The following is an 18,702-nucleotide window of genomic DNA, read 5'->3' on the forward strand; positions in this document are numbered from 1 at the left end:
TCTTTGCGGTCCTCTTCGCGAGCTAGCCCGCTCCCACATGGGATCTGCTGTGCTCAGACCCACTGATTAACAACACAGATCAACTGTGGGAGCGGGCTTGCTCGCGAAGGCGTCATCAGCCATACCGAAGATGTCACCGAGACTTCACTCGCGCTCCTCAAACCCATCCCCGGTACACCCCAGGCACCGCACAAACGCGGCTTTCGCCGGATCAACCACCAGCGCCTGCCCCGCATCGCCAACACCGCCACCCAACGCGGTAAACGGCAACGACACCACAAACACACCCGCACCGATCACTGTCGCCACCACCAATAAAGGTCGGGCAATCAGCAAGTCGCCGATCATGGCGTAGGCCGGTGGGTTCTGGATGGCGTAACGCGGGTCGCCGCTGCCGCCGCTGCTCTCAGCCGCCAGCGCCGGCAGACCGGCACTCAGCAGCAAAACAACGACAAAGGTTCGAAACGAATTCATGGCACGGTCCTTCGGCTAGGCAGTGAGAACACTGACTATAGACCGTAGGACGTATCAGCTCTGACAGCGTGGGCAAAAGACACTGGCGCGCTGCCCGAGGCGCACGTCCCGCAGCTCTGTGCCGCAGACTTTGCAGGGCTCACTGCCACGACCGTAGACGAACAGTTCCTGCTGGAAGTAGCCCGGCTGGCCGTCGCCGCCGATAAAATCGCGCAACGTAGTGCCGCCCCGCTCGATGGCATGGGCGAGGATGCGTTTGATCTCGATTGCCAGTTTCAGGTATCGCGCCCGGGAAATGCTCTTCGCTTCACGGCGCGGGTCGATGCCGGCAGCGAACAACGCTTCTGTCGCATAGATATTGCCGACACCCACCACCACCGCGTTGTCCATGATGAACGGCTTGACCGCCATGGAGCGCCCGCGAGACTTCTGGAACAAGCGCTCGCCATCGAACAGATCGGTCAACGGCTCCGGCCCCAGGCGAATCAGCAATTCGTGATTGAGCGGGTCCAGGCTCCAGAGCATCGCGCCAAACCGGCGTGGGTCGGTGTAACGCAGGGCCAGGCCAGACTCGAGTTCAATATCCACATGCTCATGCTTGGCCGCCGGGGTGCCGACCTCGACCAGGCGCAAATTCCCTGACATCCCCAAATGGCTGATCAAGGTGCCGACCTCGGCATTGATCAACAGGTACTTGGCGCGTCGTTCCACCAGCACAATGCGCTGGCCGGACAGCCGCACATCCAGGTCTTCGGGAATTGGCCAGCGCAGACGCCGGTCGCGCACGATCACCCGGCTGACGCGCTGGCCTTCCAGGTGCGGGGCGATGCCCCGGCGGGTGGTTTCGACTTCTGGCAGTTCAGGCATGGTGCTCTCGAATCAATGCGCGCCGAGGTCACGGATCGTTTGCTTGAGGGTTTCGAAATCGTAATCCGAGAGACCGACATAATCGAGCACCAAAGGCCCGACGCTGTTCCACTCGTGGTCCTCGGACTGGTTACCCAGCACCCGATAGGACGCGCAAATGTGTTCGGCCATTTTCAGGATCGACAGCAGGTTTTTCAGCTGGCTGTTGCGCGAGGATTCATCACTGAAGATCGCCAGCGCATTGTGGTGATTGGCGATGGCGGCGGTGATGTGTTCCGGCAAGCGCCAGGACTTGGCGGTGTAATAACCGACCACGGCGTGGTTGGTGTTGAACACCCGGTTCTCGGTGTCCACTACCCGGCATTCGGCACTCGCGTTGGCGTAGGCCTCTTCCAGGGTTTTCATGTAGTCGGGGAAACGCTTGAGCATCAACGGCACGCCGCAGTCATGGAACAAACCCAGCGCATAAGCCTCGTCGCCGGCCTGGGAGCCGATGCGCTTGGCCAGCGTCAGGCATGTCATCGCCACATCCTGAGCGGTGTCCCAGAACCGGTTCAGGGTCACGATGGTGTCGTCGTTCATCTCACCCTTGATCGACTGCGCGTTGATCAGGTTGATGATCGAACGGCTGCCCAGCAAATTCACTGCACGCTGGATCGAAGCGATCTTGTTACTCAAGCCGTAGTAAGGCGAGTTGACGATTTTCAGCAGTGCCCCGGAGAGGCCTGGGTCCTGGGCAATCAGTTTCGCGATCACTTCCAGGTCCGGATCGGGCATGTACTGTTCCATCTGCAGATCCACCATGATCTGCGGCTGGGCCGGCACGCTGATGCCTTGCAGGGACTGTTGAATCTGTTCGGAACTCAGCTCTTGGGACATAAGTACACACTCTGGGACAGGCGGGGATTCTAACCTTTAAAAAGTTGGATCCGACACATTGGCCGGCAGATCGCCGAAAATTTCATCTATTGCCCAGTCATTCCTGGGCTGATGTGCAAGCGTCTGTGGCGAGGGAGATTGCTCCCGCTGGACGGCGACGCCGGCCCAAAATCAACGACTGCTCCGCAGCCGAACGGGGGCAAGCCCCCTCACCACAGGAAGCTCCCGCGCCACAGGTCTATCTGCCAAGCCGGGGCCTTGCACAACACGCTATACTCCCGCTCTTTTTTCCGGAGCGACGTCATGTCCCTGCCTAGCCTGCGCCTCAAAGCCAACGCCGACCGTCGCCTGCGAAACGGCCACTTGTGGGTCTATAGCAACGAAATCGATGTAGCGGCGACCCCTTTGCACGGTTTCAAGGCCGGTGACCAGGCGATCCTCGAAGCCGCCGGCGGCAAGCCGCTGGGCATCGTCGCCATGAGCCCGAACAACCTGATCTGCGCACGCCTGCTGTCGCGCGACATCAAGTTGCCATTGGACAAATCGCTGCTGGTGCATCGCCTGAACGTCGCCCTGTCCCTGCGCGATCGCCTGTTCGACAAGCCGTTCTATCGCCTGGTCTACGGTGATTCGGACCTGTTGCCAGGCCTGGTCGTCGACCGTTTCGGCGACATCCTGGTGGTCCAGATCGCTTCGGCGACCATGGAAGCTCATAAAGAAGACGTGATCGCAGCGCTGACCCAAGTGCTCAAGCCGAGCGGCATTCTGTTCAAGAACGACTCCGCGGCCCGTGACGCCGAAGGCCTCAACCGCTACGTCGAAACCGTATTCGGCCTGGTGCCGGAATGGGTTGCGCTGGAAGAGAATGGCGTGAAGTTCGAGGCGCCTGTCATTCAAGGCCAGAAAACCGGCTGGTTCTACGACCACCGCATGAACCGCGCACGCCTGGCGCCGTATGCCAAAGGTAAGCGCGTGCTCGACCTGTACAGCTACATCGGCGGCTGGGGCGTGCAAGCCGCCGCGTTCGGCGCCAGTGAAGTGTTCTGCGTCGACTCCTCAGCCTTCGCCCTCGACGGCGTCGAGCGCAACGCCGCGCTGAACGGCGTCGCCGAGAAAATGACCTGCGTCGAAGGCGATGTGTTTGAAGCCCTGAAAGAGCTCAAAGCCAGCGAAGAACGATTCGACGTGATCGTCGCCGACCCGCCGGCCTTCATCAAACGCAAGAAAGACATGAAGAACGGTGAAGGCGCCTACCGTCGCCTGAACGAGCAAGCCATGCGCCTGCTCAGCAAGGACGGCATCCTGATCAGCGCTTCGTGCTCGATGCACCTGCCGGAAGACGATCTGCAGAACATCCTGCTGACCAGCGCCCGTCACCTGGACCGCAACATCCAAATGCTGGAACGTGGCGGTCAGGGCCCGGATCACCCGGTTCACCCGGCCATCGCCGAAACCCGCTACATCAAGAGCATCACCTGCCGTCTGCTGCCAAACAGCTGATCGGTCAGTAAAAACGGGGAGCCCAAGGGCTCCCCGTTTTATTTTAGGACGGTGCAATGCCGTCGGCGCCCATTAAATCCAATTCATTCCTACAACTAACTTCCTGAACTCTTGCAGGAAATTTCTCTGCATTCCTGATTTAGCGAAAAACAACTTACAAATAAGCGTTTGACGTAAGGTTTGCTCCGACAAATTTACGGAATCTTCCTACTTAATATCCACTTGCCAATAATTAATTAGTAACTATGATTGAGTTGTCACCACGAGGTGGCACTCACTATCACTTACATGGAGTTAAAAACATGAAAGCAATTACTCTGGAAACCAACAAAATCGCTAACCTGGCTTTTCTGGTCGCCCCTAAAGCCCGTTAAGTAAGCGAGACGCTGGGGAGTGCCGGCTACCCAGCGTCCACCCGACCCTTCCAGAGTGAAGTATTGAACATGCACATCAATCCGTACCTATTCATATTACCGCGCACGCCCGGACAAATAGTCTGGAACTACAAAGACCACGTTCAACATGAACTCGATCTTAATTACGCCTGCCGACTTGCCAAACTTATCGACAATCCGAACATATTCGATCACGGCAACATAATAGACACACAACTGTTAAGCGCAGGAATACTAACCGTTTCAAAAATAGACAACCCTGAATGGGGTTGGGATGAACTGTCGAAGATTTATCACATCGGCACTCAGAATATCCCGTGCGAACAGACACCACAGAATATCCACGAATGGTCCCGACAATACCTGAGCCACTGCAATGAAGTGCTGAGCAAACCGGCACCCGAAAACGAGCGTCCAGCGCCGGATGCGAGCGAGCGCATCGTGCTGCCCGCGCCTTGCGAGTTGGCCGATGACAGCCTCGGCAGCGCGCTGCGTCAGCGCAAGACCTGTCGTTCCTATACCGGTGAAGCGATCACGCTGAATGACGTCGCCACCCTGCTTTACTTGTCCCTCGGCTTTCTTCACGAGCGCGAAAACGACCGCGACGACAGCATCGCCAATGGTCTCCACGCCCGTCGCAGCAGCCCTTCGGGCGGAGGACTGAATGCGTGTGAAGGTTTTGTTCTGGCACAGAATGTCCGCGGCCTGGAGCCCGGCATTTATGCCTATCACTCGGCAGAGCATGCCCTGAGCCTGATCAACCCTTTGCCCGAATCGGCGCTGGGCAACCTGCTCGGCGGCCAACACTTCATCAATAACCTGCCGCTGGGGCTGTTCATCACTGCGCGCTTCGACAAGCTCTGGTGGAAATACGAACATTCGCGGGCCTATCGCATGGCCTTCGTCGAAGCGGGCCACCTTTCGCAATCGTTCCAGTTGATAGCCACAGCGCTGGGTCTCAATACCTGGCTGACCGGCGCGTTTGGCGATCATCAGGTCGAGAACCTGCTGGGCATCACCGGCAGCGCCGAGCAGCCGCTGTTCTTTGTCGGTTGCGGCGCCAGCGACGGTCAGGCGATGTGTCAGGAAATGCAGACCCTGCTGCAGGAAACGCAAGCATGAGCGCGCTGACCCCGGATCAACTCGAAGCACCTGTATCCTGGCCGCTCAAGTTCACCCTCAACGACTGGGACAACCGCGCTTCGGTGCGCACCAGCCAACATGACTACCAATTGCCGGATGACCTGCAGCAACAGCTGCAAACCCGCCACTGGTTTCCTCCGGCATTCCTGCCGTACCTGGCGCACCCTGCCGTTCAGGCCGCGGGCCTCGATGTTACGCACAGGCTGGCGGCCAACCATCTGGTGTATTTCCTCGACTACACCACCCTGCTCGAACATCGCATCGTCAACCGCGCGGTAGAAACCATCGTTCATGGCGAACTGGATCTCAACATCCCGCAACGGATGAAAACGGCGGCGTTGCAGCTCTATACCGACGAAGGTTTCCACGCATTGTTCTCCAATAGCCTTGCCGAGCAGATTGCCCGTTTTTACGGCATCACCCAGCGTCCAATGATGCCCCAGCGGATCACCCGGCTGAACGCTCTGCTCGCCCAAACCCCGGACCGGCACAGCGCACTGGCCTGGTTCCTGGTCGGCTTTGTATCGGAGACGATTATCGCCAGGGAACTGCTCGACGTTTGCCGCGAGTCGCTGGTGACCAGCGTTCAGGAGATGCTCAGGGATCACCTCACGGACGAGGCGCGCCACAGTCGCTATTTTTCAGAGGTGTTCCACTACCTGTGGCTGACCCTGACCAGCAGTCAGCGCACGTTTGCGGCAAAAATCCTGCTGGAAGTCATCAGGATTTTTTCGAAGTCGATGAACGCTGGCTACAACAGAGTTTGCGTGGTGCGGGTATTGCCGACAGTGCCATCAGGGAAATTCTCGACGGTTTGGTCAATGCACACGCCGGCCGTCAGCGCGCCAAAACGGGAGCAATGGCTACGCTCGACGCACTGGAAAAAGCCGGATTCTTCGCACTCCCCAACAACCAGAAACTTTTTGCCAAGGCAGGATTGATCGATGGATGATGGAAAATCTGTGGTGACCACCCGACAACGACGCGCAGCTGTCAGCTTGCTCATGGCGATGGTGCTGCTGGGCGTGTTTCCGCTGGATGTCCTGCTGCCTTCTTTTCCGGCGCTGGCCGGACACTTCCGTACCTCCCCGGCGGACATCGCGCTGTCGATCAGCCTGTTTGCGGTGGGCATCGCCTTTGCTCAAGTATTGATAGGCCCGCTGTCAGACGTGATCGGCCGCAAGGGTTTGCTGCTGGCAGGCATGGCGGTCTCGATGATCGGCGCGCTCGGCTGCGTGGCCACCAGTGATTACACGTTGTTCCTGATATTCCGCGTGGTGCAGGCCCTGGGCTGCGGCTGTTTCGTGTTGTCACAGGCCTTGGTGCAGGATCTGTTCGAAGGCGAGCAGCGTGACCGTCTGCGCATTCTGATGGTGACCGCCACGGGGATCTTCATTTCGGTGTCGCCCCTGGCCGGCACCTTCCTGCAGGCCACCCTCGGCTGGCGCGGCAGCTTCTGGGTGTTCGCCGTGCTGGCTGCCGTCGTGCTGATCAAAGCCTGGCTGTTCCTGAACAACAGTCGCCCTGCTCACAGCGGCGTGCGCCTGGGTTTCATTCAGTCGTACCGGCGGGTGCTGGGAGATTTCGAATTCGTCAGCTATTGGCTGGTGTCGGCATTTGCCTTTGCCTGCCACTTCTCCTTCATCGTGATTTCGCCGCTGATCTTCATGGATCAACTGCAAATGGCGCCCTATGACTTCTCACTGATTCTGCTGATCTACGGTGCCGCCTATGTGGTGGGCGGCATCGTCGCCACACTGCTGAGTCGACGGGTCCGCCCCGGCCAGCAAATCATCGTCGGCCTGAGCCTGATTCTGCTGTCGGGTCTGACGATGCTGTACCTGTCCGCGAACTTTGCGCTGGCACCGGCCACCGTGCTGATCCCGATGCTGATCTGCACCGCCGGTACCACCATTGCCCGCCCGGCTGCCACGTCAAAGGCCATGAACGTGTTCCCCGAGATTGCCGGCACCTCGGCCTCGGCAGGCAGCACCCTCATCTTCATTTGCGGTGGCCTTATCAGCGCGCTGATCAGTTTGAGCCCGGCCAACCTGCAATTGACATTGGGCTACAGCTTTATTCTGCTGAGCACCGTGGCGTTGGCGCTCAACAGGCACATCAGTCTTCGCGCCAGAATCCTCGAAGCCAACGCCGTGGGTGGTGATTAGCCTGCCGGTCGTCATTCCACACACACCGTCGGTGCTGCAACAACACTTTCCGGCATTCCCTCTTGACGCCAGCGGTGTAGAATCGCGGGATTCATCGCCATTCATCCCCCGGCGGGTTTATGAGCTCAGGCTGAGGCAAGCGGCGATCCCGCAAAGTCATCGGCAACTTCCGGACACACGGCCATTTCTGAGTGTTCCAGACGTCAATAGAAGCTCACTCCCCTTTGATACCTGATTAGCCGCCCGGAGTGCTCCATGCCTGATTACCGCTCGAAAACATCCACCCACGGCCGCAACATGGCCGGCGCCCGCGCACTGTGGCGCGCCACCGGGATGAAAGATGACGACTTCAAGAAGCCGATCATCGCCATTGCCAACTCCTTCACCCAGTTCGTACCGGGCCACGTCCACCTCAAGGACCTTGGCCAACTGGTCGCCCGCGAAATCGAACGGGCCGGCGGTGTCGCCAAAGAATTCAACACCATCGCCGTGGATGACGGCATCGCCATGGGCCACGACGGCATGCTGTATTCGCTGCCGAGCCGCGAGATCATCGCCGACTCCGTCGAATACATGGTCAACGCCCACTGCGCCGACGCCATCGTCTGCATCTCCAACTGCGACAAGATCACCCCTGGCATGCTGATGGCCGCCCTGCGCCTGAACATTCCGGTGATCTTCGTTTCCGGCGGTCCGATGGAAGCCGGCAAGACTAAACTGGCCAGCCACGGTCTCGACTTGGTCGATGCCATGGTGATCGCCGCCGACTCCAGCGCTTCTGACGAGAAAGTCGCTGAGTACGAGCGCAGCGCTTGCCCGACCTGCGGTTCGTGCTCCGGCATGTTCACCGCCAATTCGATGAACTGCCTGGTTGAAGCCCTGGGCCTGGCATTGCCGGGCAACGGTTCGACCCTGGCCACCCACAGCGACCGCGAGCAATTGTTCCTGCAAGCCGGCCGCACCATCGTCGACCTGTGCAAGCGTTACTACGGCGACAACGATGAGTCGGTATTGCCGCGCAACATCGCCAACTTCAAGGCGTTCGAAAACGCCATGACGCTGGACATCGCCATGGGCGGTTCCACCAACACCATCCTGCACTTGCTGGCCGCCGCCCAGGAAGCCGAGATCGACTTCGACCTGAAGGACATCGACCGCCTCTCCCGCCACGTGCCGCAACTGTGCAAAGTCGCGCCAAATATCCAGAAGTACCACATGGAAGACGTACACCGCGCCGGTGGCATCTTCAGCATCCTCGGCTCGCTGGCTCGTGGCGGCCTGCTGCACACCGAGCTGCCGACCGTGCACAGCAAAAGCATGGCCGAAGGCATCGCCAAGTGGGACATCACCCAGACCACCGACGAAGCCGTGCATCACTTCTTCAAGGCCGGCCCTGCGGGCATCCCGACGCAAACCGCGTTCAGCCAGTCGACCCGTTGGGAAACCCTGGACGACGACCGTGAAAACGGCTGCATTCGCAGTGTCGAGCACGCTTATTCGCAAGAAGGCGGCCTCGCCGTTCTGTACGGCAACATCGCCCTGGACGGTTGCGTGGTGAAAACCGCCGGCGTCGACGAGTCGATCCACGTCTTCGAAGGCAACGCGAAGATCTTCGAAAGCCAGGACAGCGCCGTACGCGGCATCCTCGCTGACGAAGTGAAGGCCGGCGACATCGTGATCATCCGTTACGAAGGTCCGAAAGGCGGCCCGGGCATGCAGGAAATGCTGTACCCAACGTCCTACCTGAAATCCAAAGGCCTGGGCAAAGCCTGCGCGCTGCTCACCGACGGTCGTTTCTCCGGCGGCACCTCGGGTCTGTCCATCGGTCACGCTTCGCCAGAAGCCGCTGCCGGCGGTGCGATTGGTCTGGTGCAGGACGGCGACAAAGTGCTGATCGACATTCCGAACCGCTCGATCAACCTGTTGATCAGCGATGAAGAACTGGCGGCACGCCGGGTCGAGCAAGACCAGAAAGGCTGGAAACCGGTAGAGAAACGTCCACGTAAAGTGACCACCGCGCTGAAAGCCTACGCCCTGCTGGCCACCAGCGCTGACAAGGGTGCTGTGCGTAACAAGGCGATGCTCGACGGGCTGTAAGGCTTAACCGTCGAACAAAAAAATGCCCCGCCAAGTGCGGGGCATTTTTTTGTCTGCCACGAGCTACTGAACACTGTAAATCCCCTGTGGGAGCGAGCCTGCTCGCGAATGCGGTATGTCAGAAACGAAGAGGATGACTGACACAACGCTTTCGCGAGCAGGCTCGCTCCCACACTAGATCTGTGTGGGTTACTGAATCTCTTCAGGCTTGACGATCACCCAGTTCTTGTCCGCCGTCACCGGCAAGCCTTCTTTCGCCTGAGCCGCAGCGTGCTTGGCCATCATGCCGTTGAGCTGAGTCATGTATTTGTCTTTGCGGTTGACCCACAAGTGGATGCCACCCTTGGCCACGTCGACGCTGTGAAACAGCATGTAGCCGTCACTGGTCGGTGTATCGCCACCCACCAGCACCGGTTTTTTCCACTCGTCGATGTAGGTGAGGATCGCCGCTTGCTTGCCGGCCATCCAGGTTGCCGGTGTCCACAGGTATGGCGTCAGTTCCAGGCCGAGGTTGGCCTTCTCGTCATACTTGCCAGCAGTGATCTGTTTGCGCGCGGTGGTCAGTTCGCCAGTCTTGCGGTCCTTGAGCAGCGTGCTCACGCCGATCACGTTCTGCGGTTTGACGTTGTAGCCGTACTTCGGATCGGCCGCGACCATGCGCACCAGTTCCTCGGAGGCGGCGGTCATCACGTAGACCTCGATGCCGTTCTCCATCAGCTTGTTGTAAAGCTCGGCCTGGCCGGTGAAGACTTTCGGTGGCTGGACGTCGATGTTCTTGACCACATCGCCGTCGTAATACGTGCTCGGCACCGGTTTGCCGGACGCCATCAGCTCATCGACATAACCCTTGAGCTCTTGAAGGGTGAAGCCTGCGAACACTTGGGCGACCCATGGATAGCAAACCATGTCGTCGATTTCACAGAGGCGATAGTAGTAACTGAACAGGCTTTCCTTATGGTCGGCGGTGTCCTTGAACGGAATCAGTTTCAGGGAGGGATCGAGGGTCTCGCGGGTGATCAGGCCCTTGTTTTCCAGGAACGGCAGCAACGACTCTTCGAGGTCGTAGCGGTAACTGGTGTTGTCCATGTCGAACACCGCGAAGTTACCTTTGTTGGCATTGGCCGCGATCATCGCGTCCAGTGCCTTGGCCTGATCGGCTGGCCAGTGTTTCAGGTCAGTCGCGAACGCCTGGCCCGCAAGGCTCAAGCCCAATCCTAAACCCAGTGCGACAGCCAGCATTTTCGGTGCGAACTTCATCTGCATGCTTCCTTGTAGAGAGACCCTGATTCAAAGAGATCGACGCTAACAAAAAAGTGTGACCGTTCTCGTCCGCCCGCGACCGCTTACGTCCTGATTCCGTCAGGCGCATTCCCCAGAGCGGCACTGGCTTATTCCAAAAACGACAGTCCACCTCTGTTTTTGATATTAATTCATTAGATATCAAGCTGTTAAGCTTGCCGGTTCGCAGCTGCCCTGGAAGGCAGTTGGCACAAGCCTTATCGGAGTCTTTATGAATCTGCCGCTGATTCTCAATCTGCTGGTGTTCCTCGCCCTGCTCTTCGGCCTGGTGCAAACCCGTCACACCTCCTGGAGCCTGGCCAAAAAAGTCCTGCTCGCACTGGCATTGGGTGTGGCATTCGGCGTGGCGTTGCACGCCATTTACGGTGACGGCAACCCGGTGCTGAAAGCCTCGATCGGCTGGTTCGATCTGGTCGGTAACGGTTACGTGCAGTTGCTGCAAATGATCGTGATCCCGCTGGTGTTCGCCTCGATCCTCAGCGCTGTGGCCCGTCTGCACAACGCCTCGTCGCTGGGCAAAATCAGCTTCCTGACCATCGGCACGCTGCTGTTCACCACCGCCATCGCGGCGCTGATCGGTATCGGCCTGACCAACCTGTTCGGCCTGACCGCCGATGGTTTGGTGGCCGGCACTCAGGAAATGGCCCGTCTGCAAACCATCCAGACCGACTACGCCGGCAAGGTCGCCGACCTGAATGTGCCGCAGTTGCTGCTGTCGTTCATCCCGCAGAACCCGTTCGCCGACCTGGCCCGCGCCAAGCCGACGTCGATCATTAGCGTGGTGATTTTCGCTGCGTTCCTCGGGGTCGCGGCGCTGCAGCTGCTGAAAGACGACGTCGAGAAAGGTCAGAAAGTGATCAACGCCATCGACACCCTGCAAGCCTGGGTGATGCGTTTGGTGCGTCTGGTGATGAAGCTGACCCCGTACGGCGTTTTGGCGCTGATGACCAAAGTGGTCGCCGGCTCCAACCTGCAAGACATCATCAAGCTCGGTAGTTTCGTGGTGGTGTCCTACATCGGCCTGGGCCTGATGTTCGTGATCCATGGCCTGCTGGTGTCGGCGGCCGGGATCAACCCGCTGCGTTTCTTCCGCAAGATCTGGCCGGTGCTGACCTTTGCCTTCACCAGCCGCTCCAGCGCAGCGAGCATTCCGCTGAGCATCGAAGCGCAGACCCGTCGCCTGGGCATCCCGCAGTCCATCGCCAGTTTCGCCGCTTCGTTCGGCGCGACCATTGGCCAGAACGGCTGCGCCGGTCTGTACCCGGCGATGTTGGCGGTGATGGTCGCGCCGACCGTGGGCATCAACCCGCTCGACCCGCTGTGGATCGCGACGCTGGTGGCGATTGTGACCCTGAGTTCGGCCGGTGTGGCCGGGGTCGGTGGCGGCGCGACGTTTGCCGCGTTGATTGTGCTGCCGGCCATGGGCTTGCCGGTGTCACTGGTGGCGTTGCTGATTTCGGTCGAGCCGCTGATCGACATGGGCCGTACGGCGTTGAACGTCAGCGGTTCGATTACGGCGGGGGCGATTACCAGCCAGATCATGCAGCAGACGGATAAAGAGCTGCTGGATGCGGATGAGCATGCGGAGTTGGCTCAGGCTTAACTGCAACACATACTTGTGGCGAGGGGATTTATCCCCGTTGGGTTGCGTAGCGACCCCATTATTTTGGGGCTGCTGCGCAACCCAACGGGGATAAATCCCCTCGCCACAATTTAGGCTTTTTCCCAAACTTCAAATGCGTACGCCGGCTTATCCCCTTCCGCCGGATTCGGCACATTCGACACCAGTTTCCACTGGTTCAAATCAAACTCCGGAAACCACGCATCCCCTTCCGGGCTCAGCGCGACACGCGTCAGGTACAGCCGATCGGCCTGTGCCAAGCCTTGGGCATACAACTGCGCCCCGCCAATCAGCATCAGCTCATCGATGCCCTGCTCCTTCGCCCACTCTTCAGCGCGAACAACCGCAGCCTCCAGCGACGGATAAACCTCCGCGCCCGCCAACACCAGATCCGCCTGACGGCTGACCACGATGTTCAACCGGCCCGGCAGCGGACGACCGAGGGAATCCCAGGTCTTGCGCCCCATGATGATCGGCTTGCCCAAGGTGGTGGCCTTGAAGTATTTGAAGTCCCCCGGCAAGTGCCAGGGCATGCTGTTGTCGACGCCGATCACACGGTTTTCACCGAGGGCTGCGATCAGGCTAAGGGGGAGTGATTTAGTCATGCCGGCGAGGATACCAGAGCCTCCCTTTCCCGGATAAGCGCCACAGCGGTTATGCTCACCGTTCATTTAAGCGACGGGATGCCGCGTGACTGAACTGAATAACCTCTGGCTGACGGAAACCATCCGTTTGCGCGAAGAACATGCCGGGCCACTGGATGACCTGGAAGCCAACCGACTGGCCCGCACGGCTGGCGGCGACCTGCCGACACGGATTCAACGCCGCGCCCTGTGGCTGGCCGAACGCGATGGGCTGACCAACGCGCTCACCCACTGGCTGCAAGGTGCACGACTGGCGTTGTTGGTGCTCGTCATAGTGGCCGTGGTCAGCGGCGCCGGCCTCGCGTTTGCGGCGCTAAGCGATGGGCAAATTGCGGTGAATGTGTTCTGGGCCTTGGGCAGCCTGCTCGGGCTGAACCTGATTCTTCTACTGAGCTGGGCCTTGGGCCTGGTATTTGCCGGTGAACACGGCGCTACTCTCGGACGACTGTGGCTGTGGCTCAGCGAAAAACTCGCCCGCGACGCCAAAGCCGCACAACTGGCCCCGGCCCTGCTGCTGTTGCTGCAACGGCACAAACTCAATCGCTGGGCCATCGGCGTGCTGGTCAACAGCTTGTGGCTGTTGGCGATGCTCAGTGCCCTGGCGATTCTGCTGACGCTGATGGCGACCCGGCGTTACGGCTTTGTCTGGGAAACCACCCTGCTCAGCGCCGACACCTTTGTCGCCATGACCCAAACCCTCGGCACCCTGCCGGCCTTGCTCGGCTTCAACGTGCCGACCGTGGAGATGATCCGCGCCAGCGGCGACACCGCGCTCAACATCGAAAGCGCCCGTCAGGCCTGGGCAACCTGGCTGGTCGGCGTCTTGGTGGTTTACGGCGTGGTGCCGCGCCTGCTGCTGGCGCTGTTTTGCCTGTGGCGCTGGAAAACCGGCCAGGCTGCCTTGCGTCTGGATTTGAACCTGCCCGGCTACGCTCAATTACGCGAACGCCTGATGCCCACCAGCGAACGCCTGGGCATCAGCGATGCCGCCCCGGATCAACTTCACCGCGTCGAAAGCAGCGTCAGCGAATTGCACAGCGATGGCGCGCTGCTGGTGGCCATCGAACTGGACGGTCAACGCCCATGGCCGCCACAACTACCGAAAACCGTGAGCGATGCCGGCATCCTCGACAGCCGCGAGTCGCGCAACAAACTCCTCGAACAGCTCAGCCGCTTTCCCCCGGCTCGCCTGTTGATTGCCTGCGACCCGCGCCGTTCACCGGATCGCGGCAGCCTGGCGTTGATCGCCGAACTGGCGCGCAACGCCAGCGCCACCCGCGTCTGGCTGCTGCAAGCGCCGCCCGGCGAAGCGCTGGATGCCGAGCGACTCGGTGACTGGCATACGGCGTTGCAACAGCTTGAACTGCCATTCGCTGATTGCGCGCCCATGAACTGGCTGGAGACCGGTCATGACTAAGCCGTTGAAGCTCGCCGTCGTCGGCCACACCAACGTCGGCAAAACCTCATTGCTGCGCACCCTGACCCGGGACGTCGGTTTCGGTGAAGTGTCCCATCGGCCCAGCACCACCCGCCACGTCGAAGGCGCGCGGTTGTCGGTGGACGGTGAGCCGCTGCTCGACCTCTACGACACGCCCGGCCTGGAAGACGCCATCGCCCTGCTCGACTACCTCGAACGCCTGGAACGCCCCGGCGAACGCCTCGACGGCCCGGCACGCCTGGCGCGATTCCTCGAGGGCAGCGAGGCCCGACAGCGGTTCGAACAAGAGGCCAAGGTGCTGCGCCAACTGCTGGCCTCGGACGCCGGACTCTATGTGATCGACGCCCGGGAACCGGTGCTGGCCAAGTACCGCGACGAACTGGAAGTGTTGGCCAGTTGCGGCAAACCGTTGCTGCCGGTGCTGAATTTCGTCAGCAGCGCCAACCATCGCGAACCGGATTGGCGCGAGGCTCTGGCGCGGCTGGGTTTGCATGCGTTGGTGCGTTTCGACAGCGTCGCTCCACCAGAAGATGGCGAACGCAGACTCTATGAAAGCCTCGCACTGTTGCTGGAACACTCCCGCGAGCAGCTTGAACGGCTGATCGCCGATCAACAGGCTCAACGCCTGGCTCGCCAGCAGAGTGCAGCGCGGCTGATTGCCGAATTATTGATCGATTGCGCCGCGTGCCGGCGCAGCGTGGCGAGTAAACCTGAGCTGGAACGACAAGCAATCAACGAATTGCGCAAAGCCGTTCGACAACGGGAACAACGTTGCGTCGAAGCGTTGCTCAAGCTCTACGCGTTCCGCCCACAGGACGCGGCGGCCAGTGACTTGCCGCTGCTCGATGGCCGTTGGGGTGATGACTTGTTCAACCCGGAAACACTCAAGCAATTGGGGGTGCGGGTTGGCAGTGGCATCGCGGCCGGCGCGGCGGCGGGAGCTGGCGTGGACCTGCTGGTCGGCGGCCTGACCCTCGGCGCAGCAGCACTGGCCGGTGCGATTGCCGGCGGCGCCCTGCAAACCGCGCGCAGTTATGGCGGCCGGTTGCTGGGCAAGATCAAGGGGCAGCGGGAGCTGACTGTCGACGACAGCGTGTTGCGGTTGCTGGCGTTGCGTCAGCGGCAACTGGTACAAGCCCTGAACCAGCGCGGACATGCGGCGATGGACAGCATCCAGGTCGCCACGCCGCAGGACAAAACCTGGCGCGAAGGCAAACTGCCCGAAGCCCTGAACAAGGCTCGGGCGCATCCGCAATGGTCGTCGCTTAATCCGCAGGCGAAGTTGAGTCAGGGGGAAAGGCAGGAACAGGTTGAGTCTTTGGCTGAAGATTTGTAGCGCCTGAGCCGGCCTCTTCGCGAGCAGGCTCGCTCCCACACTGGATCGTGGTCACAACACAAATCCCCTGTGGGAGCTAGCCTGCTAGCGATTGCAGCAACTCGGTTCAAAAACTTAGGCAGCAAACAATCGCGCCGCTTTCTCTTTCAGCACTGCCATATCAATCACCGGCACCCACTCTTCCTTTGCCAGTTCATCCCACTGCCGCATCCGCAAACTGACCGCACACAACGGATCACGCTCAAACGCCTCAGCCTCGGCCACCGTCATCACCCCACCCTGATATTCCAGCGTCCGGCGACTGGCTTCGCTCAAACGCTCGTAGTACCCCGGCTCCTTGAGCGTCAGATAACGCTTGGCTTGAACGTGGTATTCCACCAGCCGCGCCATGCGCTCGCTGAAGCCAGCCCGACGCAAATAATCCGCGCCCAAACGCTCATGACTGACCACGCCAAACCCGCCCATGTTCTCGGCATCCTCAGCACAGATATGCCCGATATCGTGAAAGAACGCCGCCAACACCACTTCATCGTCGAAGCCTTCGGCCATGGCCAGTTCGGCGGCCTGGGACATGTGCTCGATCTGCGACACCGGCTCACCGATGTAGTCGCTGTCGCCAAAGCGCTCGTACAGCGCGAAGACTTCGGCGATCACTTGTTCATGGCGCTCCATCAATCCTCTCCCAACAACAGTGCGACGTTACGTTCGGCCATCGCCGGCCCGACGCTCATGCCGACGCCAGTGTGCATCAACGCCACGCCCAAACCTTTCGCCGGGCGCAGGAACGAGAACGGCCCCGGTCCCCGTGAACCATAGACACCCTGCCAGCGCTCGACCACTTGCACTTTGCAGCCCAGGGTCTGCTCGGCCAGCTCGATCATCCAGTCGTCCACCTGCTCGGCGTTGAACGGTGAAGGGTCGCTGCCGTAATGGTGGGAATCGCCGATGATCAGTTCGCCGTGAGGCGTCGGGCTGATCAGCAGGTGAATGCCGTTCTCCTGCAAGTGCGGCGCGTCCCGCAGGATCTGTGCTTGCACCGCCGCAGCTTCCGGCAGGTCGGCAAACGCGCCGTAATGCACGCAACTCAATCCGGTGAGCAGTGCGTGTTGCAGATTCAGGTTGATCTGCGGCCGGGCGCGAAGCATTTGCAGACGACAGATTTGCGGGTTGAGCGCGGCAATCGACTCAGCCAGCAAGGTCTGATAGTCGTGACCGGAGCAGACGATGATCTGCTCGGCAAAGAAGCTGCCGGCAGTGCTATGCAAGCGGCCGGGCTCAATGTCACGCACCAGGGTGGAGAAGTGAAACTCGACGCCCAATTCGCGGCGCAGGTAGTCGATCAGCGCTGGAATTGCTTCGCGCGAATACAGTTGCTGATCGTCCTTGCCGTGCAGCGCGGCGCGGTGATGGCTGAACTGGCCGTTGTATGGCCAGTTCGAGCATCGGGCCGGGTGGTTGGCCGGTGACCAGCGCTTGGCCGAAGTTGCGCACCGAGGCGCCGAGGGGCGTAGCGGTGCGTTCGAAAACAGTGACCTTGAGGCCGCGCTTGGCGGCGGCGTAAGCGTGGGACAGGCCGAGGATGCCGGCACCTACGATGAGCAGGTCTTTGTGGTGTGTCATTTAGAGGTGCTCTGAATGAGAGACCGCATTCGCGAGCAGGCTCGCTCCCACAGGGGATTTTTGGTGCACACAGAATTTGCGTTCACTGAAGATCCAATGTGTCAGCTCCCTCAGAGAATTGTGTGGTGAACACGATCCAATGTGGGAGCGAGCTTGCTCGCGATGAGGCCGTATCAGCCGATAGAGATCTTACTTGGCAACGACCTTCTCGGACTTGCCGTCATAGCGCTTACGCCACTCGGTCAAGATCTCGTCGCGATTCTTCGAGGCCCAGGCAAAGTCGTTCTTGATCAAACGCTGCTCGTAATCCGCGGGCAATTCGGTCTGCGGCTTGGCAATACCGGGTTGCGCGAGGACCGCGAAGTTCTCTTTGTAGAGTTCCATCGCCGCCGGGCTGGCAGAAAAGTCCGCCAGTTTCTTCGCGGCTTCTTCATGGGCCGTGCCCTTGATTACAGCGGTGGCTTCGATCTCCCAGCCCAGGCCTTCTTTCGGCAGGATGATGTCCAGCGGCGCGCCCTGGCGTTTCAGCTGGACGGCCGGGTATTCGAAGGAAATACCAATCGGGAATTCGCCGGAAGCCGCCAGTTTGCAAGGCTTGGAGCCGGAGTGAACGTACTGGCCGATGTTCTGGTGCAAGCCGTCCATGTACGCCCAACCCTGCTTCTCGCCGAAGGTTTGCAGCCAGGCGCTGACATCAAGGAAACCGGTGCCGGACGAGGCCGGGTTAGGCATGACGATCTTGCCTTTGTACTCAGGCTTGGTCAGGTCTTGCCAGCTCACGGGTTTGCTCAGGCCCTGCTTTTCGGCTTCGACAGTGTTGAAGCAAATGGTCGCGGCCCAGACGTCCATGCCGACCCAGGCTGGCGGGTTGGCGGCGTCGCGGTAGTTGCCGCCGATCTTGGCCAAATCCTTTGGCGCATAGCTTTGCAGCATGCCTTGCTGATCGAGGATCGCCAGGCTCGACGCCGCCAGGCCCCAGACTGCGTCGGCTTGTGGCCGGGCTTTTTCGGCCAGCAGTTTGGCGGTGATGATCCCGGTGGAGTCACGCACCCACTTGATCTCGACGTCCGGGTTGGCCTTTTCGAAGGCCGCCTTATAGGCCGTCAGTTGTTCGGCTTCGAGGGCGGTGTACACCGTCAACTCGGTTTTCGCCGCGAAGGCGTTCAGGCTGAAAGCGGTGAGGACAGCAGCGGCCAGGGCCAGGGGCTTGAACATGATCTT

14 protein-coding genes and 2 pseudogenes are annotated in these 18,702 nt (G+C 60.2%); 8 read left to right on the forward strand and 8 right to left on the reverse strand.

Annotation, left to right across the window (positions count from 1 at the left end):
- Nucleotides 1-144 precede the first annotated feature (144 nt).
- The 3 genes from JFT87_RS02875 to JFT87_RS02885 are packed head-to-tail and all read right to left on the reverse strand — an operon-like array spanning nt 145 to nt 2,166.
- A complete protein-coding gene (locus tag JFT87_RS02875; RefSeq protein ID WP_201198593.1) occupies nt 145-474 on the reverse strand; it encodes a multidrug transporter in 330 nt (109 codons plus the stop codon).
- A gap of 54 nt (nt 475-528) precedes the next feature.
- Nucleotides 529-1,341, reverse strand: coding sequence for a bifunctional DNA-formamidopyrimidine glycosylase/DNA-(apurinic or apyrimidinic site) lyase (mutM, locus tag JFT87_RS02880; protein ID WP_201198594.1), 813 nt, complete (start codon nt 1,339-1,341; stop codon nt 529-531).
- Between the two features lie 12 nt (nt 1,342-1,353).
- Entirely contained in the window at nt 1,354-2,166 is an 813-nt protein-coding gene (locus JFT87_RS02885; protein WP_201205054.1) for an HDOD domain-containing protein, read from the reverse strand.
- A gap of 357 nt (nt 2,167-2,523) precedes the next feature.
- Between JFT87_RS02885 and JFT87_RS02890 the strand changes: the two genes are divergently transcribed.
- The 5 genes and pseudogenes from JFT87_RS02890 (at nt 2,524) to ilvD (ending at nt 9,523) form a co-directional block, all read left to right on the forward strand.
- On the forward strand, nt 2,524-3,720 hold the full coding sequence (locus JFT87_RS02890; RefSeq protein WP_201198596.1) for a class I SAM-dependent rRNA methyltransferase: 1,197 nt from the start codon (nt 2,524-2,526) through the stop codon (nt 3,718-3,720).
- Between the two features lie 443 nt (nt 3,721-4,163).
- On the forward strand, nt 4,164-5,237 hold the full coding sequence (locus JFT87_RS02895; protein WP_201198606.1) for a SagB family peptide dehydrogenase: 1,074 nt from the start codon (nt 4,164-4,166) through the stop codon (nt 5,235-5,237).
- Nucleotides 5,234-6,210 (forward strand): annotated as a pseudogene (locus JFT87_RS02900) (diiron oxygenase). The gene JFT87_RS02895 and the pseudogene JFT87_RS02900 overlap by 4 nt, the downstream one beginning before the upstream one ends.
- Nucleotides 6,203-7,426, forward strand: coding sequence for an MFS transporter (locus tag JFT87_RS02905; protein WP_201198608.1), 1,224 nt, complete (start codon nt 6,203-6,205; stop codon nt 7,424-7,426). The pseudogene JFT87_RS02900 and the gene JFT87_RS02905 overlap by 8 nt, the downstream one beginning before the upstream one ends.
- A 255-nt stretch (nt 7,427-7,681) precedes the next feature.
- On the forward strand, nt 7,682-9,523 hold the full coding sequence (ilvD, locus tag JFT87_RS02910) for a dihydroxy-acid dehydratase (protein WP_054044474.1): 1,842 nt from the start codon (nt 7,682-7,684) through the stop codon (nt 9,521-9,523).
- Nucleotides 9,524-9,712: 189 nt separating this feature from the next.
- On the opposite strand, the gene JFT87_RS02915 is transcribed toward ilvD, so the two are convergent.
- Nucleotides 9,713-10,780 (reverse strand): haloacid dehalogenase-like hydrolase, encoded by a 1,068-nt coding sequence (locus JFT87_RS02915; RefSeq protein WP_201198615.1) that lies wholly within the window; start codon nt 10,778-10,780, stop codon nt 9,713-9,715.
- Nucleotides 10,781-11,033: 253 nt separating this feature from the next.
- On the opposite strand from JFT87_RS02915, the gene JFT87_RS02920 reads away from it, so the two are divergent.
- Entirely contained in the window at nt 11,034-12,425 is a 1,392-nt protein-coding gene (locus JFT87_RS02920) for an L-cystine transporter (protein ID WP_201198616.1), read from the forward strand.
- A 110-nt stretch (nt 12,426-12,535) separates the two neighbouring features.
- On the opposite strand, the gene JFT87_RS02925 is transcribed toward JFT87_RS02920, so the two are convergent.
- On the reverse strand, nt 12,536-13,048 hold the full coding sequence (locus tag JFT87_RS02925; RefSeq protein ID WP_201198617.1) for a dihydrofolate reductase: 513 nt from the start codon (nt 13,046-13,048) through the stop codon (nt 12,536-12,538).
- 85 nt (nt 13,049-13,133) lie between these two features.
- On the opposite strand from JFT87_RS02925, the gene JFT87_RS02930 reads away from it, so the two are divergent.
- Together JFT87_RS02930 and JFT87_RS02935 are read left to right on the forward strand one after the other, a co-directional pair.
- Complete coding sequence (locus JFT87_RS02930) at nt 13,134-14,504, forward strand: DUF2868 domain-containing protein (protein ID WP_201198618.1); 1,371 nt, start codon at nt 13,134-13,136, stop codon at nt 14,502-14,504.
- The gene (locus tag JFT87_RS02935; protein ID WP_201198619.1) at nt 14,497-15,861 is read left to right on the forward strand and encodes a GTPase/DUF3482 domain-containing protein; all 1,365 of its coding nucleotides are present in this window, start codon (nt 14,497-14,499) and stop codon (nt 15,859-15,861) included. The genes JFT87_RS02930 and JFT87_RS02935 overlap by 8 nt, the downstream gene beginning before the upstream one ends.
- Before the next feature lie 114 nt (nt 15,862-15,975).
- Here JFT87_RS02935 and JFT87_RS02940 read toward each other — a convergent pair whose 3' ends face one another.
- The 3 genes and pseudogenes from JFT87_RS02940 to JFT87_RS02950 all read right to left on the reverse strand — a co-directional run bounded on the left by JFT87_RS02940 (nt 15,976) and on the right by JFT87_RS02950 (nt 18,696).
- Nucleotides 15,976-16,533, reverse strand: a complete 558-nt coding sequence (locus JFT87_RS02940) for a phosphonate degradation HD-domain oxygenase (RefSeq protein ID WP_201198620.1) — start codon at nt 16,531-16,533, stop codon at nt 15,976-15,978.
- Nucleotides 16,533-17,481: pseudogene (locus JFT87_RS02945) on the reverse strand (TIGR03364 family FAD-dependent oxidoreductase). The gene JFT87_RS02940 and the pseudogene JFT87_RS02945 overlap by 1 nt, the downstream one beginning before the upstream one ends.
- 189 nt (nt 17,482-17,670) lie before the next feature.
- A complete protein-coding gene (locus tag JFT87_RS02950) occupies nt 17,671-18,696 on the reverse strand; it encodes a putative 2-aminoethylphosphonate ABC transporter substrate-binding protein (protein WP_201198621.1) in 1,026 nt (341 codons plus the stop codon).
- Nucleotides 18,697-18,702: the final 6 nt, after the last annotated feature.

It is taken from the genome of Pseudomonas sp. TH15, from assembly GCF_016651105.1.
GTDB lineage: Bacteria > Pseudomonadota > Gammaproteobacteria > Pseudomonadales > Pseudomonadaceae > Aquipseudomonas.